The organism is Flavobacterium collinsii, assembly GCF_946903285.1.
Classification (GTDB): Bacteria; Bacteroidota; Bacteroidia; order Flavobacteriales; family Flavobacteriaceae; genus Flavobacterium; species Flavobacterium collinsii.
Genome location: NZ_OX336425.1, coordinates 3,843,084 through 3,870,059 on the forward strand (window position 1 = coordinate 3,843,084; position 26,976 = coordinate 3,870,059).

At 34.4% G+C, this 26,976-nt stretch carries 23 protein-coding genes; 3 read left to right on the forward strand and 20 right to left on the reverse strand.

Translation table 11 applies throughout. The features are described 5' to 3' along the window. Window positions 1-28: 28 nt before the first annotated feature. Complete coding sequence (locus OGZ34_RS15920; RefSeq protein WP_263360861.1) at window positions 29-877, reverse strand: DUF5677 domain-containing protein; 849 nt, start codon at window positions 875-877, stop codon at window positions 29-31. 475 nt (window positions 878-1,352) lie between these two features. Between OGZ34_RS15920 and OGZ34_RS15925 the strand changes: the two genes are divergently transcribed. Continuing rightward, complete coding sequence (locus OGZ34_RS15925; RefSeq protein ID WP_263360862.1) at window positions 1,353-1,598, forward strand: ribbon-helix-helix domain-containing protein; 246 nt, start codon at window positions 1,353-1,355, stop codon at window positions 1,596-1,598. Beyond that, complete coding sequence (locus OGZ34_RS15930) at window positions 1,591-1,869, forward strand: type II toxin-antitoxin system RelE/ParE family toxin (RefSeq protein WP_263360863.1); 279 nt, start codon at window positions 1,591-1,593, stop codon at window positions 1,867-1,869. The genes OGZ34_RS15925 and OGZ34_RS15930 overlap by 8 nt, the downstream gene beginning before the upstream one ends. Before the next feature lie 144 nt (window positions 1,870-2,013). On the opposite strand, the gene OGZ34_RS15935 is transcribed toward OGZ34_RS15930, so the two are convergent. From OGZ34_RS15935 to OGZ34_RS15950, 4 genes are all read right to left on the reverse strand, one after another. Then, window positions 2,014-2,613 carry an REP-associated tyrosine transposase gene (locus OGZ34_RS15935; protein ID WP_263360864.1) on the reverse strand — a complete coding sequence of 200 codons (600 nt, stop codon included), beginning with the start codon at window positions 2,611-2,613 and terminating at the stop codon, window positions 2,014-2,016. Window positions 2,614-3,066: 453 nt separating this feature from the next. Further along, complete coding sequence (locus OGZ34_RS15940) at window positions 3,067-3,780, reverse strand: DUF2441 domain-containing protein (protein ID WP_263360865.1); 714 nt, start codon at window positions 3,778-3,780, stop codon at window positions 3,067-3,069. A 433-nt stretch (window positions 3,781-4,213) separates the two neighbouring features. Further along, window positions 4,214-5,611, reverse strand: a complete 1,398-nt coding sequence (locus OGZ34_RS15945) for a C45 family peptidase (RefSeq protein ID WP_263360866.1) — start codon at window positions 5,609-5,611, stop codon at window positions 4,214-4,216. A 398-nt stretch (window positions 5,612-6,009) separates the two neighbouring features. Next, window positions 6,010-6,210 (reverse strand): YqaE/Pmp3 family membrane protein, encoded by a 201-nt coding sequence (locus OGZ34_RS15950; protein WP_317853237.1) that lies wholly within the window; start codon window positions 6,208-6,210, stop codon window positions 6,010-6,012. Window positions 6,211-6,477: 267 nt separating this feature from the next. Here OGZ34_RS15950 and OGZ34_RS15955 point away from each other — a divergent pair, with 267 nt between their 5' ends. Beyond that, the gene (locus OGZ34_RS15955) at window positions 6,478-7,173 is read left to right on the forward strand and encodes a pseudouridine synthase (RefSeq protein WP_263360867.1); all 696 of its coding nucleotides are present in this window, start codon (window positions 6,478-6,480) and stop codon (window positions 7,171-7,173) included. A 730-nt stretch (window positions 7,174-7,903) separates the two neighbouring features. Here OGZ34_RS15955 and OGZ34_RS15960 read toward each other — a convergent pair. The 15 genes from OGZ34_RS15960 to OGZ34_RS16030 all read right to left on the reverse strand — a co-directional run bounded on the left by OGZ34_RS15960 (window position 7,904) and on the right by OGZ34_RS16030 (window position 26,934). Then, a complete protein-coding gene (locus OGZ34_RS15960) occupies window positions 7,904-8,422 on the reverse strand; it encodes a hypothetical protein (protein ID WP_263360868.1) in 519 nt (172 codons plus the stop codon). Continuing rightward, on the reverse strand, window positions 8,391-9,509 hold the full coding sequence (locus OGZ34_RS15965) for a hypothetical protein (RefSeq protein ID WP_173966284.1): 1,119 nt from the start codon (window positions 9,507-9,509) through the stop codon (window positions 8,391-8,393). The genes OGZ34_RS15960 and OGZ34_RS15965 overlap by 32 nt, the downstream gene beginning before the upstream one ends. A 5-nt stretch (window positions 9,510-9,514) precedes the next feature. Next, window positions 9,515-11,059: a T9SS type A sorting domain-containing protein gene (locus tag OGZ34_RS15970; protein ID WP_263360869.1), complete on the reverse strand. Its 1,545-nt coding sequence runs from the start codon at window positions 11,057-11,059 to the stop codon at window positions 9,515-9,517. 165 nt (window positions 11,060-11,224) lie between these two features. Continuing rightward, window positions 11,225-12,517, reverse strand: coding sequence for a hypothetical protein (locus tag OGZ34_RS15975; protein WP_263360870.1), 1,293 nt, complete (start codon window positions 12,515-12,517; stop codon window positions 11,225-11,227). A 139-nt stretch (window positions 12,518-12,656) separates the two neighbouring features. Continuing rightward, window positions 12,657-14,192, reverse strand: coding sequence for a hypothetical protein (locus tag OGZ34_RS15980; protein WP_263360871.1), 1,536 nt, complete (start codon window positions 14,190-14,192; stop codon window positions 12,657-12,659). A gap of 94 nt (window positions 14,193-14,286) precedes the next feature. Continuing rightward, on the reverse strand, window positions 14,287-16,098 hold the full coding sequence (locus tag OGZ34_RS15985) for an O-antigen ligase family protein (protein WP_173966280.1): 1,812 nt from the start codon (window positions 16,096-16,098) through the stop codon (window positions 14,287-14,289). Window positions 16,099-16,585: 487 nt separating this feature from the next. Beyond that, a complete protein-coding gene (locus tag OGZ34_RS15990) occupies window positions 16,586-18,337 on the reverse strand; it encodes an alkaline phosphatase D family protein (protein WP_263360872.1) in 1,752 nt (583 codons plus the stop codon). 456 nt (window positions 18,338-18,793) lie between these two features. Further along, window positions 18,794-20,218, reverse strand: coding sequence for an amino acid permease (locus OGZ34_RS15995; RefSeq protein ID WP_263360873.1), 1,425 nt, complete (start codon window positions 20,216-20,218; stop codon window positions 18,794-18,796). 124 nt (window positions 20,219-20,342) lie between these two features. Then, window positions 20,343-21,041, reverse strand: a complete 699-nt coding sequence (locus OGZ34_RS16000; RefSeq protein ID WP_263360874.1) for a DUF1826 domain-containing protein — start codon at window positions 21,039-21,041, stop codon at window positions 20,343-20,345. An 80-nt stretch (window positions 21,042-21,121) separates the two neighbouring features. After that, window positions 21,122-22,468, reverse strand: a complete 1,347-nt coding sequence (locus tag OGZ34_RS16005; RefSeq protein ID WP_263360875.1) for a TolC family protein — start codon at window positions 22,466-22,468, stop codon at window positions 21,122-21,124. Between the two features lie 11 nt (window positions 22,469-22,479). Next, window positions 22,480-23,619, reverse strand: coding sequence for an ABC transporter permease (locus tag OGZ34_RS16010; RefSeq protein WP_263360876.1), 1,140 nt, complete (start codon window positions 23,617-23,619; stop codon window positions 22,480-22,482). Next, window positions 23,616-24,551: an HlyD family secretion protein gene (locus tag OGZ34_RS16015; protein WP_263360877.1), complete on the reverse strand. Its 936-nt coding sequence runs from the start codon at window positions 24,549-24,551 to the stop codon at window positions 23,616-23,618. The genes OGZ34_RS16010 and OGZ34_RS16015 overlap by 4 nt, the downstream gene beginning before the upstream one ends. 33 nt (window positions 24,552-24,584) lie before the next feature. Continuing rightward, window positions 24,585-25,286 (reverse strand): ABC transporter ATP-binding protein, encoded by a 702-nt coding sequence (locus OGZ34_RS16020; protein ID WP_263360878.1) that lies wholly within the window; start codon window positions 25,284-25,286, stop codon window positions 24,585-24,587. 259 nt (window positions 25,287-25,545) lie between these two features. After that, entirely contained in the window at window positions 25,546-25,959 is a 414-nt protein-coding gene (locus OGZ34_RS16025; RefSeq protein ID WP_263360879.1) for a DUF2141 domain-containing protein, read from the reverse strand. Between the two features lie 57 nt (window positions 25,960-26,016). Next, window positions 26,017-26,934, reverse strand: a complete 918-nt coding sequence (locus OGZ34_RS16030; protein ID WP_263360880.1) for a DUF6268 family outer membrane beta-barrel protein — start codon at window positions 26,932-26,934, stop codon at window positions 26,017-26,019. Between the last annotated feature and the right edge of the window lie 42 nt (window positions 26,935-26,976).

The window sequence follows — 26,976 nt, forward strand, 5'->3', positions numbered from 1 at the left end:
AGAAATTATATCACTTTTTTGAGTTTCTTTATTTAATCTTTCTTCCTAAAACATAAAATAATAAATTTAATGCTACTCCCCTATTTTTATACGAGTGGCTCCATTCTTTATCAATATTATTGGAATATGATATAAGAGTAAGAGTTTCATGCATTAACATTCCTAAATGCAACAACATACAAGTATTATCTTTATACATTTTTTTTTCCAACTCTCCATCTATATCTCTATCAAAACCATCATCAAAAATACCTAAACTGTAAGTGCAACCATACATGGAACCATGTAGAACTTCTGATGCATCAGAATAATATTCAAGTTTATTAATCGTAAAAAAGACATCCATTAATTTTCCCCATTCTTGTATAACATCAATTCTTTGATTTAATGTTTTTTTAGTCCAATTCAAACGAGATTTTTTTTCTGAAAAAATATTTAATGCTTCTTGGACAATGGCATTTTTTTTAAACTTCTCTTGTTTCTCTTTTCTAATAATAATATTTTTATCTATCAAATTTAAATCATCTTCCATTTTGGTGGCCCCTAGATTATGATATTTTTTATAAATAGGATGTAAAACAAATGCCCTAAATTCTTTTTCATCACAAATTGCTGCATAACAAAAATTTGTTATTTTTTCCATAAATGCACGAGCAAGCATAACTGACTCACTTGCAAAACAGTCTATTTGACTTGCGAGTTGAAGAAGTGCTGCTCCTGTCTGTCCGGAACTTATTAACAAAATTGAGCACTTACCTAATCGCTCATCGTCAATCTTAGTCGTTATTTCTTTTAAAAGCATAAGTTCAGCTCCAAAAAAAATCATGGCATCATTATGGAATCGCTTTAAATCATCAAGAGAATGTATTGTTTTCATTATGGAGGAAATTATGTTGTTATTTTTATCAATTATTAGATCAAAGATATCCTTGTAGTACGCAATGTTTTTGCGTAGTTGAAAAATATCAAGCTCCGCAAAGTATACCTCACAAGCGCTGCCCCCGCTCCGCAAAGTATACCTCACAAGTGCTGCGCAAATGTCTCCGACTTTGCGCTACCTATTCAAGTCTACATCAAAAAATAAAACGTCAATAAGTCTCCGACTTTAAACCGATATCTTAATATTGATTATAACGAATAAACGATTTATTATCGAAAACGTTCACTATTAAATTGTCAGCTTTTTTAACTTTTAACAAGCCTGAATCACAAACATAATTACTTGCACTTGAATAAATATAATCTGACGCTTTAATAATTTCCCCAACAATTAAAAAACTATTTCATTTAAATGTGCTTTTCATTTCAAAAGTTTGGTGTAAATTTACACCAAACTAAAAACTTATACTATTATGACACGACAAAGTATATCATTAACTGCCCCTAATGACGAGTGGTTAAAAAATCAGGTTAGTACAGAAGAGTTTAACAGTAAAAGTGAAGCTATTAACTATTTGATTAAGCAAGCTCGCTCACAAGAAAAATACTATGAGTTTGTGAGAGCTAAAATAGATAAGGGAGAAAAAAGCGGTTTTGCTGAAAAACAAACTAGAGAAGAAATGTTAGCCGAATTTAAAAAAGATCTGCCTAATGTATAGCTATTATTTAAGTAGCGAAGCCAAAGAAGATTTAAAAAGAATTTATTATTATGGTGTTAGTAAGTTTGGTATTAATCAAGCTGACAGCTATTTTAATATGTTTTATGATTGTTTTGAGAAAATAGAAGGAAATCCTTTTTTATTTCCATCCGCTGACCACATTAAAATTGGATATCGCTATTGTGTTTGCGGTGTTGATACTATTTACTACCAAATTAGCGGAGATAAACGAGTAGAGATTATTACCATTATAGGAAGACAAGACTTTTAAAGCATTTCAATTTGTTGGAATATATTCCCGCTCCGCAAAGTACACCTCACAAATGCTGCGCAAATGTCTCCGACTTTGCGCTACCTATTCAAGTCTACATGAAAAAATAAAACGTTAATAAGTCTCCGACTTTAAACCGATATCTTAATATTGATTATAACGAATAAACGATTTATTATCGAAAACGTTCACTATTAGATTGTCAGCTTTTTCAACTTTTAACAAGCCTGAATCACAAACATAATTACTTGCACTTGAATAAATATAATCTGACGCTTTAGCAACAAGTCCGGCCTTTACAGGATTTAAATGTATATAATCTAATTTTGACCACATAAATTCATTACTATAAATTTCTTCTGCATGATTTCCATACTGCCAGAATTGATATTCTTTATTTCTTGAATGACTTTGGGTTGCTAATCTAAAACGTTCTAACATCCATTCCCTTCTACTTTCAGGGCTATTCTGAATTTTTTCAAGAATGTTTTTTGCAGTAAATTTTTTAAAATCTCTTATTAAATCTGATAGTTTTCCATGTGCAGATTGAATAATTAAATGTATATGATTACTCATAATAACATAACCATATAAAATCATTCCTTTATGATCAATACAGTATTCTAAACTCTCAATGACTATATCTCTGTAAACCTGACGTGTAAAAATATCTATCCAGTCTACAACTGTTGAAGTTATAAAATGTGGCAATGTCTGATCTCTTATTATGTATCCTTCTTTCATTTCTAAATCTTTTTACAAAAATATAAGATTTAACTTATTTTATAACTCTTTTTAACTGAAAGAGAAAGAGGCAGAGACTCTTGGGACGGTTACAATTTATAACAACAACAAAAATTGCGCAAAGTCAGAGACATTTGCGCAGCTTTTCATAAGGAACTCTTTGAGATGCTGAGTTTAACTTGTTTTTAAAGTGCTTTTTAACTGAAAGGGGAAGAGTTAGAGACTCTTGGGACGGTTACAATTTATAACAACAACAAAAATTGCGCAAAGTCAGAGACATTTGCGCAGCTTTTCAGTTGAACACTTCGGAGACCTAATGTATATTTAAGTCTAGAACCTTAAAATTAAAATCACAAAAATTAATTGCTTTAAACTCTCTTAACCTATTACATAAAGTAATAAACTAAAAAAAACACATTCAGTTTACTAATTAAAAGACAGGAATTTATAAGACTATTTGATAATCCGAGTGTACAAATAACTTCCTTGAAATATGATTTCTCTTATTGGATCCTGCGTATGTACACCTTTCCAGTAGTCGTTCATTTGTGTCATTAAATCTAAAAAAAGAATATGGTTTTGAACATTATCTATTAACATCATGTCCCCCTCAAACATTTTCACAACTTGAATTAATTCAACTTCATAAATTGTCCCTACATTGTTTAAATGTTCTTTAATATAATACTGACAACTCTTTAAATCATCAAATAAAAATACTGATTCCAATCTTTTAGGCAGGTGACTATACCAGTTTAAGCGAACAGCTTCGAGGATAAATTCCCAAAGATAAATTCCCTTGTCAAAAAAAATAAATTGCTGGTTACCTTTAAAATTATGGATAAAATCACTAATTAATGAAACTGGTATTTTAAAACCGCTATGATTAATATTATTTGTTACTGCATACAATTCTACATATTCTTCGTCCGCGATTAAGTCATTCAAATATAGTCGATATGGATTTGACTCCGTAAATATTCTATTATTAAGAGAGACAAAAAAATCTGAAGGTATATCGACCTGTCTCATAACATTAAAATATACATTTAAAAAATGCTGATAATACGAAAAATCTAAATTTCGGCCATATTGATAATTTTTACTTTGATATACTTGATTCAGGTTAATTGGACTATTTTCTACTCGATAAAATTTTCTAGTCATATATATTTATTAATATTTGTTTAGTTCTGGCAGCAATGTATAAGTATGCTATGGTGACTCCTAATTGTTTGATCTGCATTTTTATTATAATTTTTAAATTCTAATCTATTGAATTTAAAATTAATTATCAAACATACAAAACGCGCTATACTTTGCATTACGGTATTCCATAATACAAAGTATAGCGTTGTATAATAGGTTAAAAAAAACTAAACGAGTTAAGTATAAACACCTGTTTTAAGCAAAAAAACCGCTCCGAAAAGTATACCACACAAGCGCTGCAAATGTCTCCGACTTTGCGCCCACTTGCAAATATGTAACTTAAAACATGTAAGTCATGAAGTCTCGCGCTGCGCACGCAACGAAACCCTAGCTGTTAGTGGCTGATGCCTTAGTCTCTATGAATACTCTATTATGATACTTAAAAATATAATTATAACTTTCGAATATTAAAGTCTGCGTAATCACCCTTCACGGTTTCTTGTTTAGCAATAATAGGTTGAGATGAATCAACTATTCTCTTGCCATCAACATAAAAGCAATACTTTAATTCCTTTCTACTGGATTTGATTTTCATTATCCAACCTTCAGGGGTACTACGTAAAAAACGAAAAAGATTATAATCGCCTTTGAATTCGATCAAAACGACTTTCGCATCTTTAAATCCCTCCAGTTTAATGGTCGTGTTATAATCTTCACTATCGGTAAGATTTCTTAACAGTTCCTCGCTTCGTGAAGTTGGTTTTTTAATACTCTTCAATTCATCAACCGCTTTTTTATTGTTTCCTATAGTTGCCAAGTATTGTGCTTTTGTACTCTTCATCTCAATCGAATCAAGCCTTTTATTCAGGTGGCTATACTTTTCCCATTCAGGAAATAGGAGGGCCGCTTTATTGAAATCCTTTTCGATAAAGAAGTTATCTAAAAATGATAATCTCAGGACTGACTCTTTTTGGGTGTTACTCAATTTGGATTTTTCAAGAAAGGTTTGTATGTCATCGGATTTGCCACCAGTCTCAATTAGCATGTTAAGTTTTAAGCTTTTGTTCTTAGGGAACATACTAGCTAGTAAAATACTTTGTTTCCCCCCTTTTAATAATTTGCTGATATTTGTACGCCAAGGGTTACCATAGTCTTCTGCCAGATAAAACCATATATCTCCCGTAGTAAGATTGTGAATATTAGTGTATAAAGTTGTAGTAAATTCTTTCCAGGAAGTTGCATCTGCAATTTTTACTAAGCTCTTTTGACTAATTCCATTTTCAGATATGATATTCTCTGCTATGGGATATCTCCAACATACCCTTTTGTCAGGGTTAGCTTCACAAACGTTAAAATTGGTAGAGGTTAAATGCTTTTTGGAGATTACGATTGTGTCAGGAGTAATAATTGCCAGATTGCCATTTTTATCCGCTAAGTGAATCTGTATTCCATTCATTTCTGGCATATATTGGGTTTCCCATAACTTAAGAAACTGTGGTACTGACTTACAGTGTTGAAGCAGATAATCAAGCATAGAACCAGAATATGGCTTTCTGCCTACGCTGAGTTTATAAGTTTGAGGTGGTAGTGCGTTGATGTCAAAAAACAACCCTGCTTCATTTACCCCTCCCTGAATCCCACTTTCAGGTGAACCGTAAGTGAGCGTTATATACCCTAATGAAGTTTTAGTGGCAGGATATACATTAACGTAATTTGAATATGTGTGAAAGAAATCTTCGTTATTCATAACCCAAGTTTGACCTTTAGTGTCAACCCCGGAAACTATTGTACAAGCAAAGAGTTTTAGCTTAAAAACAAGGAGAATAATAGATAATAAAGTTGTTTTCATGAGGTCAGATTGTTTAATTTCTTGTTAAGATATCCACTGCTTTGGTAGTTTTTAGTTTTGCATTTGCCGCTAACGTTCTCGCGCTACAAGCAGGTCAGGATTAAGAAAGCCTAAACTTTCGGTTAAACACTAATTTTCAAATACAAAACTATCTTTAAATTAAGCCAATATTCAAATCCTTTGTAGTAACTGTTGAACTAAACCTTCGGTAGCCCTCGAGATGATTTAGTACCTTACGAATATAATTAAAATTCGCAAACTTATTTCAAACACTGCGTTTATGGTCTTCGATTTTTGCTAAAATCCGAAGGCTTACCGTATAAATTCCTTTGATTGCCCTCGCATCGATACAAACAATACCTCATTATAAAATCTATTTTCTTTTTTGCCAGCTCATTCTATTTTGCTTTCACTGCCTTAATAAGTTTGGCATTTCTTCTGTCAGCTCTGGAATTCTCAAGTGACAGAACCGCCCATATGGCTGCAGGTATCCATCCTATCAGCGTAATCTGCAGTATTAGACACAAAAGAGCGGTCAGAAGTTTTCCTCTCAGAAGAAAGGACAGCGAAGGAAAAAATATAGCTATTAAGGTCATCATAGTATTTTGGATTTAATATTACAGTAAAAACAGAGAAATTTAAATCATCTCAAAATCGTTAGACGTCATTCCAGTCATTTTGTTTCAAAAAAATACTATATAATGTAATTAAGAATTCAATACGCCCCTCTGTTCTGCGAAATATTCATCTGACAATAAGCACGATGCCCAAATGTCTGTGACTTTGCGCTACCTACTCAAGTCTTGAACGGAAAATAAATAAGCCATAAAAGAGATTTCAATCGAAATCTCTTTTACTTTTGCCAAATGTTAGAAATTCTTTATCAGGACGAATATATTATAGCCATTAATAAACCAAGTGGTTTGTTGGTTCATAAATCATTTTACGCGCGCGATGCAAAAGTGTATGCTATTCAGGAACTGAGAAATCAAATAGGACAACACGTCTATCCTATTCATCGGTTAGACCGCAAAACATCCGGTGTCTTGTTATTTGCACTGGATAAAGAGGTTTTGAAAATTATGAACGATCGTTTTGCCACACGCGAAGTCGAAAAAAAATATTTAGCAATTTTACGTGGTTGGTCACCCGAAGAACTAACGATTGATTATGATTTAACCAACGATGATGACATTAAACAAAATGCAATCACCTACTTTCATCGTTTGCAAAATGCCGAAGTTGATTTAGAATTTAACAATAAACCAACCTCACGGTATTGTTTGGTAGAAGCAATTCCCGAAACTGGACGTATGCATCAATTGCGTAAACATTTCAAACATATTTTTCATCCTATTTTAGGAAGCCGCCCACATGGTTGTAACAAACAAAATAAATTATGGCTGGATAATTTTGATCTGAAAGGAATGATGCTTCATGCACATCAGTTAATTTTTAATCATCCAATAAACAACAAACAACTCATCCTAAATGCAAGGATTAATGAAGAATTTAGCAAAGTAGGTGCTATTCTTAATCTGGATTTGAGTAAGTATAAATAGAATACTCTTAACAACAACCAATATTCCCCTTCATTTTCTATTGGTACTTTATGAATATAAAGCAGTACTTACTGTTTTAGCTGATCTACAGCTATTCGTCAGAGATGTCCTAATCCTAGATTAATGGATTCAATCCATTTTTAAGCTCTCTCGTTGCTTTTATCTTACATTAATTAACACTTCAATAATAAGTATTTAGTTTGCTAATATTCAATTACATATAAAAATAAAAAAAATCGGAACACGATTACTCCTGTTCCGATTCAGTTCCATCCATTTTTGGCACTTTCGAGAAAGATTCAATCCGTACCAAATGAGATTTCTATGCTATAGTATATTTCTTTTCTGTAACAGTAGTCGTCGTTTCGGTTGTTACACTGTCTACAAATCGCCATTCGGCTTCAGAACTTTACTCAGACAAGCGAATACTACCTCTTGGGTAAAAATATTTTAACAATATCAAATAGTATAATCAAAAACCCAAAAAATACCAGCCAGTTTATAAAAATATGCTCTATAAAGTTTTTTCTTGCTAAAACTACATACCTTAATTCTAAAATTATGAATATTAAAATCACCAATAAATGCAGGTAAAAAAACAACAGCACAAGAACGAAATGTTCGTATATATTTCCAAAAAAGATTAGTAAAGCATAAATAATGACATTCAGGATTCTAATATTTTTTGTAAAACTAATCCCCTTAAAGTTACTTATTTCTTCCATTCAATTTATAATGTTAAAGCTTGATAGCCATTAGCAATCAAAACGGTATTGATATGATTTAATAAGACAGCATCAAAATCTTGCGAAGCCAGCTGTAATTCATTTCTAAGTTTTAAATGAACAATAGGAATGTATGGTTTTGCTTGATATTCATTTACTGTTACTTGCATTTGAGCAGTGGTAAAATTATTATTAAGTAGCTGTATTACAGCATTTTTAAATAGGCTATAATCTATTGTGTTTTTTATAGTTTGCCAAATAGCAAATGGTACTTCTGCTCGCTGTTTTGCCTTGCGATCGATAAATTTATTTGCAAAATAAGGTAGCCTTGTAGAGACCTCGAGTCTATTATAATAAATTTCGGCAATTGTGGCCTGCACGACTATTTTGTCCTTAAGATGGTCTTTCTGCTGTAAAGGCTTTGAAAACAAATTGATTGTCACTAGTAGTAAAAAAATGATATTTCTCATCTGTGTTTTTGTTTTAATTAATTTATTCAGGGCAATCACTTTGATTATATTCATATCTTTTGGCATAATCCTCATCTTTGTCAAAAGGCACCACTATAGCACCCGTCTTTGCTTTAATATAGTTTTCTAGTGTTGTCATTAAATTTTTCCAGGTGGCGTCTGCCGCTTGGTTAAATAAAAAGTCGTCAACTCCGGGAATTCCGTTATTTGCTCCAAAATCAATTGCTTGGCCTAAACGGTCTGCCCCTCTTAAATAAAAAGAATAGCTTCCATCACTATTGGTTTGCATACCAAACTGTCTGGTTCCGCTCACAAAGTGACCTAAATGGTCCGCGCTCCTTACAGTAGTAAAGTTCCAATACATTTCATTATAATTATATTCTGTGCATATCACTGTGGAGGTATCCAGACTATTATCAAAATCCATTGCTGCTCCTATAGGGTTACTGGAATTCCATTTAAGACCATCTTCAGGTGAATAGGGCACTACATCAACTCCCATACCAGGTAAATCACCACCCGTTACAAAATTAGAAAAATTTGTCCTTATTTCTTCAAATAACATCTGGGGAGTATATCCATTGGGTATTTTATTAATTCCCAGATCATACCGGTCTAGGTTAATATCCCCATATCCATCTTCAATATTTTGTATTTCAAAAGATTTAACTTCTACTGCGTTTCCATTGGCACTCATCCATTGTGACCTTTGATTAATCATCTCAGCCACATTACTTGAAACTTTTTTATGTCTTAAGTCTCTATTCATACACGGACCCTGGGATTCGGTTTGAACAGGATTACATTGACATGAATCTGGATCAAGTTCAAATCCTTTAAGGCAAACTAGCGTACACACATTAGGGGGGACGTCTGTATTGCAAAAAGATTCATCACAAGAACAATCATAACAAGGTTCAGGTTCAGGATTTGTTGGATAATCGCCGCCGCCGGGAGAACAAAAGACAGGGTCACAACTGCAATCAAAGCAAGGTTCAGGCTCTGGATCGGGTTCGTGGTAAGGATTGTCAATGATTACTTCTCCTAATTCTCCTCCTTCAACATCGGTTTGGGTATAGCCTACTTGGGCACATAGCATAAATAGGAGCGTTAAAACAACTAAAAAATAATTTTTCTTCATGGAGTCTATTTCTTTATTAAAATTGTTTTTATCACTTTTGTTCCGTAATGCAGGTTTAATATATAGTTACCTGATGGACCATTAAATTGTATATTCTGCTGCTGAAGCCCTTCTTGGATAGTTTTCAATTTTTGCTCACTCACCAAAAAACCAGTAAAAGAATAAATTTCAATACTTATATCTGTTGGCTCAGTTAGTTCATAACTTAGATTAAAACTGTTTGCAGTTACCGGATTAGGATAAATAATAACTTGTGATATTATTTGCTTGCCCCCAGTGTCCTCAAAAGAAGCATTTCGCTGTAAGCTTACATATATGGGTTTTTCAATTTCATGCTCTTTAAGATCATAAAGCTGGATATTCCCTGCTATATAAACCATATCGTCTTTTTGCAAATACTGTAACTTGGCTTGCTTGAACTCATATGTCTTTGGGGTATTATTTGAAAAATGCTCTATTCTGTCAATTTTAGAGTTCTTAAAAATGAGGGCCTCAGGTGTGATATTGGCTTGGAAATGTGCCTGATCACCTTCTTTTTCTTTCCATTCTCCTTCAAGTATTTCCCCTTTTTTATTTAAAGTTACTTCAAGGGGTGTTTTAGAGATAATGTTTTGTCCACTCCAATCGTAGCGAATCAGGTAGCCAGTGTAAATTCCGCTTATATCTCCTTGAATTGCTTTTTGATTTACTTTTTGAAATTTTTTAGGTGCGGTACCTTCATTAAGAGTGTTTATAGTTTCTAATGCAACAGATTGCGTATTAATTTGATTAGGCATTGCATTCTCTGGTTGTGCTTGCCCGAGTTCTATCGCTGCATTTTTATATCCTAATGCGGCAGATTGGGTAAGCCAATATCTTGCTTTTTGATTGTCTATGTTAATACCATAACCATTGCGATAACAAATACCCAGCATGTACATCCCTGCACTGCCTCCTTTGTCGGCTGCTAGTTGAAATAATATAAAAGCCTTTTGATAATCTTGCTCTGTTCCGAAGCCTTTATAATGCAGATAGCCCAGACCATAGATACAATCCTGAATACCAAGGTCTGCTCCTTGTTTCCAAATATGCATGGCAAGAGCATAGTTTTGTGGTGAGCCTAAGCCCTTGGAGATCATTTGCCCCCAGGAAAAGTATGCATAAGTATAACCTGTATTTACGGCCTTTTCAAAGTAATCTAGTGCTTTGACTTCGTCCTTGGCTACACCTATTCCATTTTTGAAGTGCATAGCCAGGTTGTAATAGGCCTTTGGGTAGCCATTTTGGGCTGCCTTTTGAAACCATTCTAAACTAAGTGATTCATTTACAGCAACACCAAGACCTTGACTGTAGATAAGCCCTAAGCCGTTCATAGCCTCGGCATTGCCTTCAGACGCTTGACGCTCAAAGATAACTAGAGCCGCTTTAGGATTGTATTGTTTACTACCAGCTATTAATTGCAGTTTTGCAGTTTTTAGCTCCGTGGAAGATTTTATGCTTTTTTGTGAAAAACAGTTTATACCCGCTAGAAAAACAAGCAGGTAAATTCCTGATCGGATTATTTTTTTCATTGGTTTTATATTAATATTAGTTATTGGTTAAATTATATAAGAGGGAAAAAGAGCTCTGACCAGGCAGCTTGATCAAGGGTAAAAAATAACCGTCCTTTGCAGATATGATTATCTAAAAAAGGATTTTTGATCTGGCTACTTATCTACTTTAGTACAGGCAAAAACCTACCATTTTAGTGCGTTTTTTGCACTTTTGGATGTTTCCTGATTTCTTTTTGTTTGCTCTAGTTGCTTTAGGAGTTCAGGTTTTTTGAGTTCTACATCACGTTTATTAAAAATATTCACCGCGTTATTATTCATTTTGACCTCGTCACTGGCCACTAAAAAGTTTAACTGATAATGCATGAATTCCTTCAGGGTTGTATTTCTGTCTACGTTTTTTGTAAGTCCTAATTGCTCAAGTTCTTCCCAGCTATTTACGGCTATATTAGAAGCTGCTTTTTCATTTTTTTTAATCAATAGCCTGGCTAATTGTTTTGGATCTAAAATCTCAAGTATAGCAGTATTTTCATAGAGGATATACTCACTTTTTTTGTTCAGCATTTGGTCCTTTTTCTCATCTTTCAATTTTTGTAATTCCAATGTTCTGTATTTTGACAGAAGAGAATCTATTTGTATCTGGGCAAGATTTAGATCCTCTTGAAATTTAATAGTTGTCGAAAAAAGATTTTTTTTATAACTGCCTTCTGAAAGGATATTGTATCGGGTCAAGATTGATGGCTGTTTTTGAAGCATAAGTGCGTTTCGAACTTCCCTGTTTTTTATTACACCTAATTTCTCAGATTGCGGATCAACAACTGTATTTACCATTAAATTATAATTGTATAATTCTTTGTAAAGGCCACTGGTATCCTTAGTGCTTATTAACTTGAATTGCTGGATATTCTTCCAGTCCTTTTTTGTTTCTTCTAAGGATTGCTGAGAATAAATCTGCTTAATTAATAAAACAAATTGTTTTCTATCAAGGATTGATTCAAGCTTACTGTTGTAATATTGAATTTTTTTATGCTGATTAGTTATAGTCACCAAATCTAAAACAGCATTCTGCTCTCGTAATTGGCTGATCTGTGTAGGATTTAGTTTTAATACAGTAATTGATCTTAAGGCCAATAAAAACCTGTTAGTGGGGTCTGCTTTATGGAAATATTCTTCTATTTCTTCCTGCGTGCATATATTTTGGAAGAAGTTTTTCTCTATTTCATAGTATATTTTTAGTTTAGATACAGCTTCTCCTTTATTTAGCTCCACATTAGCTAAACTATCTCTTGCAAATAATTTTTTTCCAACTTTTATTTGTTTGTCTTCGTTGAGTACTATTTTGGAGGACATTTCATTTATTTGATAAATAATATGAGCAGGAAACTGCTTAATTACTTTTTGGCTTATCTGAGCTTGCCCCCAATTGGCAAAAACTAAGAAAAGACCCGTAAGTATTAATTCATTTATTCTGGTTTTCATTTTGGTTCTTTTTTGAGTTGTTATATCTAGGTCAATGTTTAATTTTTGGCACTCTATTCTGATTTAAGGGTATACTCAGACAAGATCACCAAAGGTGTTCCATTTGATCATTCCTGAATTATTCAATAGGTTTAAGGGGTTAGAACCAAGTTCGTTCTCCTTTGTCGTCTACAATAAATGGTCGTTCATATCCTTTGGAGTTACTCGAGACCAGTAGCAGCAATGCATTTTTGGGTACTTTGGCAAACATTAGTGATTGAGTATCCGGGGCTGCTGTCTTTGAATCAATTAGCTTCCAGGCATCATTCCAGTAAAACAACTTGTAAGTTACCTGAGGCTTAAAAATTAGATAATTAGCCAATTGGGTAATTAGTACCTCACGTGTTTTTTTGAGATCAGGAATCAGTACTTTAGATTCTTTATCTCCAATCCACACTACAGGACCGGCGGGAATCATTTTTTCGTTAATGTAATATTGTGGTAATACTACTGTACCTTGGCAGATTTGACTAAACTCAGCCTTATTATCTGTGATTTTCCCCCACCAGAAAGGTTTCCATCCTAAACCATTGAAAGTCCCTAAATAAGCAATCTCAAAGACGTTAGCATTGGGATATAAGCTGCATTTTACCTTAGTGGTTTTCCAATAATCACCAGTAACATCTATATAATTTTGCTCTCTCAAAAAACCATTTGGAATATTTTTCGATTCTTCAAAACTTGCTAAATTCTCCGGTTGTTTAGAATAAGTAAGACGAAGTACTTTGGTCGGTTCACGTCTTAATGCTTCATTATATTGTTTGGATCCATAATCAAAAAGAATATTTTTTTTATTGCCTTCAAAAAAAACATTGATGGAATGCCCTCCTGTAGAAGTGGCCCAATAAGGAATAATATTGACAGAAGCAGGAATTCCCGAGGCACGCATGGTAAATACACCCAAATCAGCCAGATCATCGCAACTACCTTGTTTTCGCATAAGAAGCTGCATACTTCCCAGTCTCGGCAATGGTTCTTTACGGGTTCCAGTACCCCAAGTATTGGTAAACCACGAATTAGCTTCATCTCTTACAAAGGGCAAAGTAGCCTCAAAACCAATAGATTGTATGCGTTTATTTATCCAGTTGAACTTTGCGGCATAAGACCTTCGCCAATTTTGTAAAGGTTCTACACTTATTCGATATGGCAGAATATATTCGCAAAAATCATCAAATGAAGTATTCTTGACCGCAGAATTTTTCCAAGCAGTAAAAGCCTCTTCCAGATTAGCAATCAGGTAATCTGCTTTAATATTTTCTATATCCTTATAAATAATCTTTTTAGGTTGCAAACCCGGATTCTTTTCTTTAATTATTTCAAACTCTTTTGCTGCCTGATCAAAATCGGAATAGTCTAGTTCATTATAATTTATCTTATTCCCTGCCTGATTTTCCCAGTAATAGTCGGAAGAAGTGTGAATATCGATATTAGAGATTAGAAAATAAATGGCTTTAAGTTTTAAAGTATCCCCAGTTTGTTTGCAGTAAGTGATGGCTTTTTCTAATTCAGAGCGATTATTACCTGCCTTTTTGAGGTTTTTCTCTACAGCATCCGGGAATTGAGCAAACACACCGACTGGAAAAAACAATACAAATAATAGTTTTATCAATAGTGCCGAATGTAATTTTTGAAGCATATCTTTTTTTTATTTTAGTAAAACATAATGTAATTTATTAAGAAGCAGTACTTAATGAATTAAAAAAGTGCATTGTTGATTATTAGAGAGTTACCTATAAGGCATTGAAATTATTTAAAACGTTATATGCTGCTTTTTTATACTGTGTTACTTTCTGGGAAGGAATTTTAGGATATAGGTCTATAATTTGCCGCGCAACAGCTATAGTATTTATGCTGTCTTTATTTTGCATATAAGCATTCATTAATTGAAACCTATAAGCAAATTTTGATGGTTGTAACAGGACCAATTGATTGTATTGTTGTATGGCCTTAGGATATTGTTGCAGTTTTTCATGACAAACACCTGTTGCTAAATACAACTCGGGATTGGCACTGGTTATTTTTGCTCTCTCAAGGCATTTTAAAGCCGAGCCATAATCCATCATTTGAAAATAAATTCCTGCATAGTTTTTCCAATAATCCCGATTGCTTTTCAAAACAGATTCTAATGCTTTAATACAAAGTAGGGCTTCTTGTGTTTTGCCTTCTTTTTTAAGTAAAAAAGCTTTTTTATTTTGCGTGTCATTGAAAGCTACCGAAACTATCCTATAAGACAAACAAAGAGTAATAGTCATACTTAATACGCATACAAAAAGAGATGCGTTCTTTTGAAACGTTATAGTTTTAGAAAATTCTGCCGTTTTAATATTCCTGTATAGTAGGGCTGCAAATATTGAAAGCATAGTCATGGCAGGAACGGATTGAATGGTGAAATTGACCATTGCCATACTCACAAAAGATAATATTGCTGCATAAGTAAGATTAAGGAGGCTATTTTTTGAAGCGGTAATTTTCGGATTATTTTTCTTTTGTCTAACCACTATAATTAACGATCCCAAAAACAATAACATTAAAGAAACTCCAATTAAGCCACCTTCGACTGCATTTTGTAGAAATTCATTTTGTGCCACTGTTGTAGGCCCTGCATTTTGAAGTTCTTGTAAAGAAGCTTTCCCTTTTTTAATGTAATTCGCCTGGTATAAATTATACTCTTTTTCAAACAAACCGTAACCATAGCCAAAAACGGGTTTTTCGGTAATCATCATGGAAGATAACTTCCATATAAAAGTTCTTCCCTGCGAAGAAGCTATTTTGCTGATATACAATTGATTTACCATTGATAGCGTAAAAAAAAGACCAATGATCACAAAGGCTTTAACTACAGTTTTATTGCGCTGATTCCTTACCCAGCTTATAAAAGAATACTCTAAGGTAAAATAGACAATTGTAGCGATCAAAGTGCCTATAAAAGCAGCTCTGCACTTTAACAGTATTAAAGCTATCAACAAAAGGGCAAAGCCTCCTTGGTATATTTTTTTTCGCTTGTTTTTAAAACTGTAAAGAAAAACAGGAACACACATTGCTAAAAATTGCGCTGTAACATTTGGATTTATCCAAGTCCCAGTAACGATAAAAAACTCACTTTTACTTCTAATAAATCCTAAATATTGTAAAATACAATAACACGATTCTATTGCGGCTATGGCCATTATACCTGAAAAGAATCTCTTTAAGTTGAAAGTCGGAGAATTAAAAACAGTCGTTGCACTAACTATTAATAAAAAATTTACACTCATGTAGATCAGAAATGTATCTAAATCAAGTTTAGAAGCAGTATTACGCAGTAAAATATACAAACACCATAGTCCCAGATATGATGAAGGCAGGTTTAAGTATAGTTGAAAAGGCCCTCTGATAACATTTACAAGGGTAAGGATTATAAAAACTAGAGATAAAAGGCAAAATACATAATAAGAAGCGAATATGGGATTGAAAAACCAATTAATATTCAAAAGGCCTCCCGCAATAATCATTAGAAGGAGAATTTCAAATATGCTATCTAAACTCTTTATATATTTTGTCATTTAATCCTTATGCTTTTTCTTGTGAGAGATATTTTAGAAAAACGAAGGTATAAGTGAAAGCAAAACAAGGCTTTTGAATTTGATTAAAAATCTTTCAATTTTGTCCAAATAGTGACTTAATTGAGGTTAGTATTCCTATAAAACAAAATTTCACACTATATATATTTTAATAAACAATAAAATGATACATTAGCTTATAGCGCTAAGACCCATATTACTGATACTTCATGATTCTTACAAATTTATAACTGGTATATTAGTGTGGACCTAAGTTTTACAGCTAAGCTTGAATAAACAGATAAATTGATTATTTTTTTTCTGTCGAAGACAACCAGCAGCTTCGGTGTAAATAGATCATCTAGCTTTTGTTTATTAATATTCCAATCTATAGAATAAAAAAATCGGAACACGATTACTCCTGTTCCGATTCAGTTCCATCCATTTTTGGCACTTTCGAGAAAGATTCAATCCGTACCAAATGAGATTTCTATGCTATAGTATATTTTTTTTCTGTAACAGTCGTCGTCGTTTCGGTTGTTACACTGTCTACAAATCGCCATTCGGCTTCAGAACCGGATGCTGTAAATTTAAGATAGGTATATCCTCGTTTATACAAATTGGCATATTCTAAATCATCTATCAATACTGTAAATGCCTGTGCTAATTCTATCGCTTTTGAAGGGTCTGAGGTAATTCCGAAATAAGCTTCCAATCCTGGTGATGAAACAGAACTACACGCAATTTCAGTTCCTATATGTTTTCCCTGCATATCTGTAAGTTTACCCATCCATGCATTGTGAGTATCTCCCGCTAAAACCACAACATTTTTTCCGGAAAGCATCGCATACAATTGTTCTCTTTCGGCAAAGTAACCATCCCAGGCATCCAGATTATAAGGTAAAGTTGTCTTAATTCTCGCGATTTCCTGAGCGGTTAGAGAAGGATCATTTTGTTTATGTCTCATTTTAAGAACAACAAGTTGAGAGATTGTAGTAGTAAGCGCCTTCATGGTCGCCGGAGTTGCGCTTCCAAGTTTACTGACTTCTGCTAAAATTTGATTCAATAGCATCAGCAACTCAGCAGGAATCAGCATTTTTGTCATCAGAATCTGCTGGCCTAATACTTTCCATTTAGCAGTATCAGCATTGATCTGTGATCCCAGCCATGTCATTTGCTCGCTTCCAATTAATTTTCTGTTTGGGCTTAATAGATCTGTTTTAAACTTTGTCTGGTCAAAATTTCCGACATTATCAATATAATCCGTATAACTCAACTGCTTATCTCTTGCAATCACTCTGGTATCCATCATATAAAGCGAAAGAATGTTACCAAAATTAAAGCTTCTGTAAATTCTAAGATCTTTTCCTGTTTTAAGCGGAATATACTCACTATAAGCCTGAAAAGCGGCCATTTTTCTCATCTGAAAATCTCCTTCGGACGGCTGATGATTTTCTGCACCTGATTTATAGGTATCGTTGGCAAACTCATGGTCATCCCAAACACATATAAAAGGTTTTTTCTGATGAAGAAGCTGAAGATTTTTATCTCCTCTATATTGTCTGTATCGTTCTCTGTAATCACCAAGACTTATAATTTCCCTGGCTGGTTTATGCTCTCGGCCCAACGGATTTGTAAACGGATTTGTTCCGTATTGTCCAGGTGCATATTCGTAAATATAATCTCCAAGATGAACCACTACATCAGCATCTGAAGAAGCAATCGCTCCATACACATTGAAAAGCCCTGCCGGAAAATTAGAACAGGAAACAACGGCCATTTTTACATCATTTACACTATCTGTTTTTGATGGTAATGTGCGCGTTTCTCCGGTAACTGTTACTTGTTTGGTTTTGGTATTATAAAATCTATAGTAATATTTTGTATTGGAAGGAATGTTCTGAATATCTACCGCTATTGTAAAGTCATTCGTAGAAGATGCTCCAGCCTGCCCTTTTCTTGTTACTTCTTTAAATAAGGCATCTTTACTTAGTTCCCAGGTAATTTCGGCATCTGAGCCTGTTGAATATCTTGTCCAGATAATGACTCCGGTTTCTGTAGGGTCAAAACTGGCTACCCCTGTCTCAAACCCTTCATTTTTCATTCCATCTGGCGCACCGCTGTTATCCGTTTTATCATCATTACTACAGCTTTCAATAAGTGGAGCGATGAAAACTCCTCCGGCAACCAATAGAGAATTTCTAAGAAACCTTCTTCTGCCTAAATCCTTGTTATTTTCCATAAAATATTTTTAAATCAAAAAAACAATTTAATCTCAAAACTCAAGTTATGGCATATTTAAAATTACCTTACATTACTATTAAGAATCCCTTTACTAAAATTAATCTTCAATATGTTTAATATCTTTAATATGGAGTTTCTAACCACAAAGACTTTATCCGACCTACAGTATGATTAAGAAACACATAGCTTCCTGTAACTGCTTATTTTCTGCTACTATACAGATCAGAAAAAAGCAAAAGTAAGAGATGTCTGTAATAAATTATTGTAAACCTTACATTATGATACATGCTAATTCAAAAACAGAAACAAATTTTTATTGCTTCTTTATGATCTTTGGATTTGAAATATAATTCATTCTAGTGTTGATACAGAAAACGAGTACGCAGCATTAAAAAAGGCACTGAAATTCAACTTGTAGTTGATTTTCAGTGCCTCCTAATAATAGTAAAAGCTACTATTTTTTTGTTTTAAAAACTTTATAACATACGAAAAGAATCCCCAACCAAATCGGAATTAATTCTACGGATAATTTCATATCAGTCATCCACATGATGGATAAAATACCCAATAAAAACACCAAACAGATGTAGTTACTTACCGGATAAAATATTGAAGGGAACTTAGTTTTTGTGTTTTCCCTATCTTTCGATACTCTAAATTGTAGATGTGTATACGAAATCATCACCCAATTAATAATCAAAGAAGACACCACCAAAGACATTAAAATGCTAAAAGCCTCTTCTGGAATTACTTTATTGATTAAAATACAGATCGCTGCAAAACAGGAAGAAATTAAAATCGCATTAATGGGCACCGATTGTTTGTTTAGCTTCTTTAAAAACTTAGGCGCGTTACCCTGATCTGCTAAACCATATAACATGCGTGAGTTACTGTATACACTGCTATTATATACTGATAAAGCGGCAGTTAATACAATCAAATTAAGCACATTGGCTATAAGACGTGTGAAAAATATTTTATTACCAAACAATTCAAACTCCATTCCGTTTAAATTTTGAAAAACCATCACAAACGGACTACTGTCTGTCGTAATTTGCTGCCAAGGCGACAAAGCAAATAAAATGACCAATGCACCAACATAAAATATAAGGATTCTATAAATAACCTGATTGGTTGCTTTTGGAATGTTTTTCTCCGGATTTTCTGCCTCAGCAGCCGTGATTCCAATGAGTTCTAAACCACCAAAAGAGAACATAATTAGTGCCATTGCAGATAATAAACCCTGAAAACTACCGGAAGCCGTTTTTTCAAAGAAACCTTTTGGAAAGAAGCCTCCATCATTATATAAATTATGAATGGTAGCGTGCTCCCCTCCCGTTCCACTTATTAGCAAGTACGTCCCAAAAAGGATCATTGCAATAATGGCAACCACTTTTATGATGGAGAACCAAAATTCAGTCTCTCCATAAACTTTTACAGAGGCAAAATTCAAAGCGTTAATAACCAGGAAGAAAAATAAACTGGATGCCCACAATGGAATCTCAGGCCACCAAAACTGTACATAAACACCAATCGCTGTAAGTTCGGCCATACTCACCAGAATATATAAAATCCAATAATTCCAACCAGACGCAAAACCTGCAAAAGAACCGCAATATTTATAGGCAAAGTGGCTAAAGCTTCCTGATACAGGTTCTTCAACAACCATTTCGCCAAGTTGTCTCATAATAAAAAAAGCGATAATTCCGGCAATAGCATATCCTAAAATAACAGATGGTCCTGCTAATACAGCCGCTGGGCCAATGCCTAGGAACAGACCTGTTCCTATTGATCCGCCTAAAGCAATTAACTGAATGTGTCGGTTCGTCAATCCGCGTTTAAGCTGATTGTCTTGTACGTCTTCGTGTTTTTGTTTCACAAATTAGATTTTTAAAGGAGTAAGCACTCACAAATATATAGACAGCGAATATAAGTTAAAAAAGGAATTGCGCAAAGCATGCACTGCACTAAAACTTCAATTAGCGGATCAGTTTTTATTTCCGTTAGCAAATCAACAGTAACCGATATTCTCCATCCTTTTCTACTGGTGCTCTATGAATACAAGGCAACACTTGCTGTTTTGGATGATCTACGGCCAGTCGCCAAAGATGTCCTACTCCTAAATTAACAGGTTCTGCATCCGGATGTACCTGATAATGCAAATCAAAATAATTTTCCTTCAAAAAGTCTTCGAATTCTTCTTCTGTCCCGTCATAAAGTTCTTTTAGCTTCAACCGGATTTCCGGAATCAGGATTTTTTGCTCTGCCTGTTCATTAGGAATAATATCACTTGCCGCTCCGTGATAGGTGCACAAAAAAGTATCTGTTGCAATGGGCGAACGATCCACATGAAACGAATACACATCAGTCGATATGAAATCAAATTCATCATCACGTTCGTAACACTTCAACAGATTAAGAGAAGGCGAAGCTCCAAAATCAGTCAATAGCTGTAAATCCTTTAATATTATTTCCCGCGCTATATTTCCTTTGTCTGAGAGTTGGAGCGCGATTAGATCTTCCCGATAAACCTCGGTTATATTCTCTTCCAGAGACAACTTGGTTACAATCTCCTTAAAATCGCCATCCAAATTTCGGTACCAGCATAGCGCATTCTTTTCTCCTTCGAAATCGGTATGTATAAGATCAGAGAAAGTGGCGACCGTTCCAATTTGACTGCTGTCGGAAAATGTATTGTTCATAGTGTAATATTAAGTAGCTAGTTACTTTATGCCTTACAAAATTATGCAATAGTCGTTATACTTACGCTAAAGACGCTTCACTATTGTACAACTAATTTTCCCACAGCCTTCTTCCAATCCAACCATGACATGATCAATTCCTGCTGAAGTTTGTTAGAGACTAATTCTAAATTTTGCAATTGAATCTCTTTATCGTTCAGTTCATTAAACAAAATCTGATCAAACTTATACCGTTCCTGATAAACCATTACAATCTCCTGAGTGAGTCTGGTATTTTCATGTACCGTTTTTAACTGCTGTAAGACATTTTGATAAGCGGCAGTAGCATTCAGCGCATTGTATTTGTTTTTATTAATGTCTTCTTCGATTCGGTTATTATTTTGCTCCTGTTCCAATTTTAACTGATCTATTCTCTTTGCTGTATTCTCACCAAAAAGAAGGGGTAATTTTAAGGAAACTCCAATATAACTACTGCCATACCAGCTGTCTTGCTGAAAGGGATCCATACTGGCTGTAAACTGATCTGCTCCTAAGTAACCGTTGAGATTAATCGTTGGACTGCGTTTGGCCCTTTCCTGCTTCTTTTTATTTTCTAAAACTTCGTTTTGTGTTTTTAAAATTTGGATTTGGGGCAATGCCTGAATTAAACCTTCATCGAGATCAGTACTATTTCCATCCATACTATACTTTTCTAATACGATTGAAGCAACAAGTGAAGATTCATTTCCAGTAACATATAAAAGGTATTGCTTTAAAACCAAAACGTTATTTACAGCATTATGATATTTTTGAATCGCGTTATTGTGCGTTACTTTGGCATCGTTTACGTCAACTTTTAAAGCTCTGTTATTATTGTATTTTTGGTTTATAGTACTCCAACTTAAAGCCGTACGGGTAGTATCGCCAATAGCTTCTTTTACTTGCTGTTGCGCTACCAATGTGTTAAAATAGGCCTTTGAAACTTCGTAAGTAAGCTCTATCCTTGCCTCTTCTTCATTCAAGCTTGCCAGTTTTTCCTGTAATCGGGACTCCCTAATTAACTTTGAAATCGAAATATCCAACAAAGGCTGTTGCAGTAAAACACCAGCATTTTGAGTATAATTGGCACCTAATTTTACCGGTATCAAACCATCTGAATAGGTTCCCGAATTAAATGCACTGGCAGGTAAAACGCTTGTAGCAATAATCGGATTGTATTGATAATTGTAGTTCAAAGAGACTCTGGGTAAATATTTAGCATTTAATTCTTTTGTTTTTAAGCTGCTGATCTTAGATGCGGTTTCCAAAGAAGTCAATAATTTTCTATTTTTATGTGCTTCTTCAATTGCTTTATTTAAGGTCCATACCGTGCTTTGTGCATTCATTTTACAAAGGCATAACAGCATAAGACACCCAATAAAACGGATATTCATTAAATTATTTTTCATTACAACGATTTTTAGCCTCTGAATACGGAAGCAGGTTCTACATTTTTGATTCTTCTAATGGCAAACACAGCTCCAAAAAGCGAAATAGAAAAAGTGATGGTTAGAATTGAAAAGAGTATCATTGGACTAAAATCAATCAATATTCCTGTTTGATACATTCCATTTTTAAACCCCATTAAGAAAACGAGCGCTACCATAAATCCAACAATAGCGAATAAAGTAGCCTGGGTAAGTATCAAATTCCGAATGTAGGAATCGGTCGCTCCTATTGCTTTTAAAGTTCCGTAATCCTTAATCCTGTCAAGTGCCGATGAATACATCGTAAGACCGATAATAAAGAAACCTGCGATAATTGCAAACCCTACTAAAGATCCTGTACTGGCTCCTAAGCCAGTAGAAGCCAAAACACTCGCTACGGTCGATGAACTTAGAGATGACGTTCGCCAGGCTCTGACTCCGTAAATAGAATTATTGATCTCATCTACGACACGATCTACATCCTCCCCGTCTTTTACATTTACCATTAAGGCACTTATAGAAGTCGAAGGTATATTGCCATAATACCTTGCTCTGTCTACTGTAGTATACATCAAGTAACCACCCCAGCCTCGTATTCCTTTCGTTTGTAGTGTAATGACGACTCTTTTCCCATTAATTTCAAAAAAAGTTCCAACATCCGACGAGCCTCCAAAATTGCTTCGGTCGAAATAATCTGCAGATACACCTGCTTCCTGTAACAGATCCGAAAGTTTCCCTTGTATGACCTTCGTACTATCCGGACCTACTTTAAAATGGGGATATTCGCTACCAATAATGTTTACAATGGCGCTCGTTCCGTTAGGGAATTTTGCTTTTCCACTGGTTACGATGATCGGAAATGCTTGCTTAACGCCTGTCAGACTCTTGATTTCTTTTTCTTTTCTGGTGTCAATCAAACTAAGCTGATTGGCATCAGTCGTTTTATCATCAACAACCCAAATGTCCGTTGTTGTATTTTTTACCAAAACACTCATTAATCCTGTCAAAAAATTGAATGTTCCTATTTGCTGACCAATAAGGAAAGTGCTTATCACTATGCCCACCACTACTCCTATGCTTTTAGTTTTATCAAAACGAATAAACTTCCAGGCTGTTTGTATCATCGATTTCATAGGGAGGTTTGAACTACACATTCAATTCGCGAGTTAATCAGATACTTGGTTTGGTTTGCCAGGAGTATTTTTATTTCCCGAACTCTCCTGTCTTCCTGATCACCAGCTTTTTCAGAAAAAAGCGACTTGCGTTTGAGTGCCGATGAGGCAAAAATGACAATTCCCGAACCGATCGTTTTATTGGAACCAATTTGACGAATAATGGCTTTTTGTCCTTGTTTAATCTTAGCTGCAAACAATTCATCGATTTCACAAGTTGCGACCAATTCACTTTTTGGAATAAAATCTGCAAATGCCTGATTGGGTGACAATGCTGCCCCTTTCGTAGCATTCATGGTCATAATTTGTCCATCACTTAACGCTTTTACCAAATATTGCTGCAATTCCCTGTCGGATACTTCCAGTTCTTGTTTCATTTCCTGAAGCCGGGAGTTAGCCATCAGCACTCTGCTTTGTAATTGCTCTACATTGGCTTGAGAGACCTTCGTTTCTGTTTCAAGGTTATCAAGATTCTGTCTTGTTTCTGCACCACTTTTATGCAAATTTTTCAGTCGTTGCAGCTCAGTCTGTTTATTTTCCAGATTTATTTCCTTTTCTTTTAAGTTTAACTGAGCTACTTTTATTTCTATTTTTTGCGTTTCAATTCTACTCTTAATCTGTTTTTTTTTGGCATCCTGAACAGCGTGATCCAATTCAATAATTAAGTCACCCTTGGTAATTAAGTCATTTTCTTTTTTATGAATACCTACCACAATGCCCCCTACTTCGGTTGCCAATGCAGATAGTTTTTCATTAGGCTCTATACGTCCGAGTCCAACAATTTCTGATGGAGCAACTTCTTTATGGGCAGCCACCTGATCGGATTTATTCTCTTCTTTTTTGCTGCAACAACTAAAAAACAAGGCTATTAGATAAATTAAGATATATTTCATTCTTTATAATGTGATTAATGATTTTCTATAGTGTTACATTTCTTTTTCGGTTGCGATTCCGTTATCTACATAAATAATTCTATCGGCAAATTGTTTAAGTCGCATATCATGAGTAACTACAATTACACTCTTGCCCTTTTTAGCAAGTGCTTTTAACTCATCCATAACCACACCAACGCTCTTGACATCTAGTGCAGCAGTTGGTTCGTCACAAAGCACAATAGGCGGATTAGTTACCAACGCCCGCGCAATAGAAACTCTTTGCTGCTGACCTCCGCTAAGCATTTTTGGTAAGTTTTTCATTCGGTCTTTCATGCCTACTAATTCCAAGGCATTTTCGGCTTTTCTTTTTGCTTCAGCCTCATCAAAATTCATAAGTTGGAGCGGAATCATGACATTTTCTAAGGAACTAAGGGGGGCCAAAAGATTAAAACTTTGAAAAACGAATCCTATTTTATTCAATCTCAAAGTGGATAATTGTTTAGCCGAAAGCGTATTTACTTGTTGACCATCTATAAAAACATCCCCTTTTGTTGGATAAATAACACAGCCTAATAAAGACAACAATGTCGTTTTTCCTGAACCCGAAGGACCAATTATTAAGGTAAGTTCGCCCGTTTTAAATTGAACACTTGTAGGTTTTAAGGCAGTAATCAAGGTGTCACCGGTTTGATACTCCTTGCATGCACCTTTTACTTCTGCAATAACTCTCTTCTTTGATATTATCTCCTCCATAGTTTATTATTATAATTAGGTTCTTTTTTTAGCATTCAGTTTTTTAAGAGTATTCAGTCGCAGTCGCAGTCGCAGTTTACAGCCCGTTACCTACCTGTTGCAAACACTGAATACTGTGACTGCAAACTGCGACTGTACACTGCGACTGTACACTGCGACTGCACACTGGGACTGCAAACTGCGACTATACACTGCGACTGAAAACTGCGACTGTAAACTGAGACTGTAAACTGAGACTGCAAACTGAGACTGAAAACTCCTAATAAAGCTCAATAGCTATCGCAGACTCATTTTTTAAAACATAGATAGAACAATCATTAAACGTTGGTGCTCCGCCATCCGGTTTAAAATTGGTACTGTTTCCTACCGGTTCTTTTGGCATTCCGAACCAATTGCTGTTTAATTTTCCATTGTTATCCAAATCTTGAAAAACAGTAATGGCATAAGTCCCTCTTGGCAAATCAACCTGAAATTTTATCGTTTCCTGACTTGCCTTTTGCACTTTCGTAAAGCAGGCAGTTTTAAGGAAATTTTGCTTTTTATCGTAAACATTCACTACAACTGTCCCTTTCCCTTTTTGAACATTGGTCACATCAATATTCATTTTTACCTGTTGCGCATTAGTAAAATATGAAACTCCTAATACCAGTACACTCAGAATTGTTTTTTTCATTTTCTTCTTTTAATTCATTGTTGTTAAACTTGTTTAATTTGCACTCTTATTTTTCTATTAGTTTCCAAAACGATAGGTAAGCATCATTTTCGCATATGGAATTTCTTTAGTCTTATAGTTGGTAATACTATTGTTATCTGAATCATACAAGGTGTACTTATTGGCAAATCCTATACCTCCTTGCAACTGAAGCCAAAAACCATCAAAAAGCCGCTGATTAATCTGCAAACCGCCATGAACAGCCGAGAACTGAGCATAATCAACTTCTAAGCCCTCGTTGTTCCTATAGTTTTGTAAATTGTGAAGTGTCCAATCTATAGATCCTGCCACACCAACTTGTGTAGTATTACCAAGATTCCTAAAAACATTCACCCTTGGCCAGTATAGCTGAGCCATCCACTTACCATTATTACTTTTGTAATCAACAGATATAGCAGGTGTTATGATAATTTTATCAAAAGCATACATAATATGTGGACCTATACCAATTTCAAGATTCGATTTTTCTCCAAACTTTCTTGAAACTCCAAAAATCCCATCCAAAACCATGTCATTGATTGAAAACGAATCTTTGAAATCGGAAGCCACAGTAGGCAATAAAATTCCAAAAACAGCCCATCTTTGTCCAAAAGGACGACGTACTACAATGGTAGGCTTGATCTCCTGTATTTTTGTGATATGATTCGGACTATCCTTGAAATCTTTATCGAATATAAAATCCAAAACACGGTAGTTTACAATTCCAAGAATACGAGTTTTTCCAATTTTAAAGGATGGAATTGGTAACCAAAAATCATACGTATTGTATCTGAATTTATTTCCGTAATAAGGATCTAAAGTTGATACATTCTCAAAGCTACTTTTTCCGTTTACAGAAACGCTAACCCCTGCGCCATCTGTTATTAATTGAGCATAAAATTTATTTGGAAGACAAATAAACAAGGTTAATAAAACTAATGATCGTACATTTTTCAAAATAACACTTATTAAATTTAAACACATGAGCTGCATTAGCCC

Bases quoted from the DNA above. Each gene is read 5' to 3' on its own strand.
- OGZ34_RS15970 (WP_263360869.1), bottom strand. From the start codon at position 11,059: ATGAAAAAAATAATCCGATCAGGAATTTACCTGCTTGTTTTTCTAGCG.
- OGZ34_RS16010 (WP_263360876.1), bottom strand. From the start codon at position 23,619: ATGAAATCGATGATACAAACAGCCTGGAAGTTTATTCGTTTTGATAAA.
- OGZ34_RS15920 (WP_263360861.1), bottom strand. From the start codon at position 877: ATGAAAACAATACATTCTCTTGATGATTTAAAGCGATTCCATAATGAT.
- OGZ34_RS15935 (WP_263360864.1), bottom strand. From the start codon at position 2,613: ATGAAAGAAGGATACATAATAAGAGATCAGACATTGCCACATTTTATA.
- OGZ34_RS16020 (WP_263360878.1), bottom strand. From the start codon at position 25,286: ATGGAGGAGATAATATCAAAGAAGAGAGTTATTGCAGAAGTAAAAGGT.
- OGZ34_RS15940 (WP_263360865.1), bottom strand. From the start codon at position 3,780: ATGACTAGAAAATTTTATCGAGTAGAAAATAGTCCAATTAACCTGAAT.
- OGZ34_RS15925 (WP_263360862.1), top strand. From the start codon at position 1,353: ATGACACGACAAAGTATATCATTAACTGCCCCTAATGACGAGTGGTTA.
- OGZ34_RS15975 (WP_263360870.1), bottom strand. From the start codon at position 12,517: ATGAAAACCAGAATAAATGAATTAATACTTACGGGTCTTTTCTTAGTT.
- OGZ34_RS16015 (WP_263360877.1), bottom strand. From the start codon at position 24,551: ATGAAATATATCTTAATTTATCTAATAGCCTTGTTTTTTAGTTGTTGC.
- OGZ34_RS15960 (WP_263360868.1), bottom strand. From the start codon at position 8,422: ATGAATATAATCAAAGTGATTGCCCTGAATAAATTAATTAAAACAAAA.
- OGZ34_RS15955 (WP_263360867.1), top strand. From the start codon at position 6,478: ATGTTAGAAATTCTTTATCAGGACGAATATATTATAGCCATTAATAAA.
- OGZ34_RS15950 (WP_317853237.1), bottom strand. From the start codon at position 6,210: ATGATGACCTTAATAGCTATATTTTTTCCTTCGCTGTCCTTTCTTCTG.
- OGZ34_RS15980 (WP_263360871.1), bottom strand. From the start codon at position 14,192: ATGCTTCAAAAATTACATTCGGCACTATTGATAAAACTATTATTTGTA.
- OGZ34_RS16025 (WP_263360879.1), bottom strand. From the start codon at position 25,959: ATGAAAAAAACAATTCTGAGTGTACTGGTATTAGGAGTTTCATATTTT.
- OGZ34_RS15930 (WP_263360863.1), top strand. From the start codon at position 1,591: ATGTATAGCTATTATTTAAGTAGCGAAGCCAAAGAAGATTTAAAAAGA.
- OGZ34_RS16005 (WP_263360875.1), bottom strand. From the start codon at position 22,468: ATGAAAAATAATTTAATGAATATCCGTTTTATTGGGTGTCTTATGCTG.
- OGZ34_RS16000 (WP_263360874.1), bottom strand. From the start codon at position 21,041: ATGAACAATACATTTTCCGACAGCAGTCAAATTGGAACGGTCGCCACT.
- OGZ34_RS15990 (WP_263360872.1), bottom strand. From the start codon at position 18,337: ATGGAAAATAACAAGGATTTAGGCAGAAGAAGGTTTCTTAGAAATTCT.
- OGZ34_RS15965 (WP_173966284.1), bottom strand. From the start codon at position 9,509: ATGAAGAAAAATTATTTTTTAGTTGTTTTAACGCTCCTATTTATGCTA.
- OGZ34_RS15985 (WP_173966280.1), bottom strand. From the start codon at position 16,098: ATGACAAAATATATAAAGAGTTTAGATAGCATATTTGAAATTCTCCTT.
- OGZ34_RS15945 (WP_263360866.1), bottom strand. From the start codon at position 5,611: ATGAAAACAACTTTATTATCTATTATTCTCCTTGTTTTTAAGCTAAAA.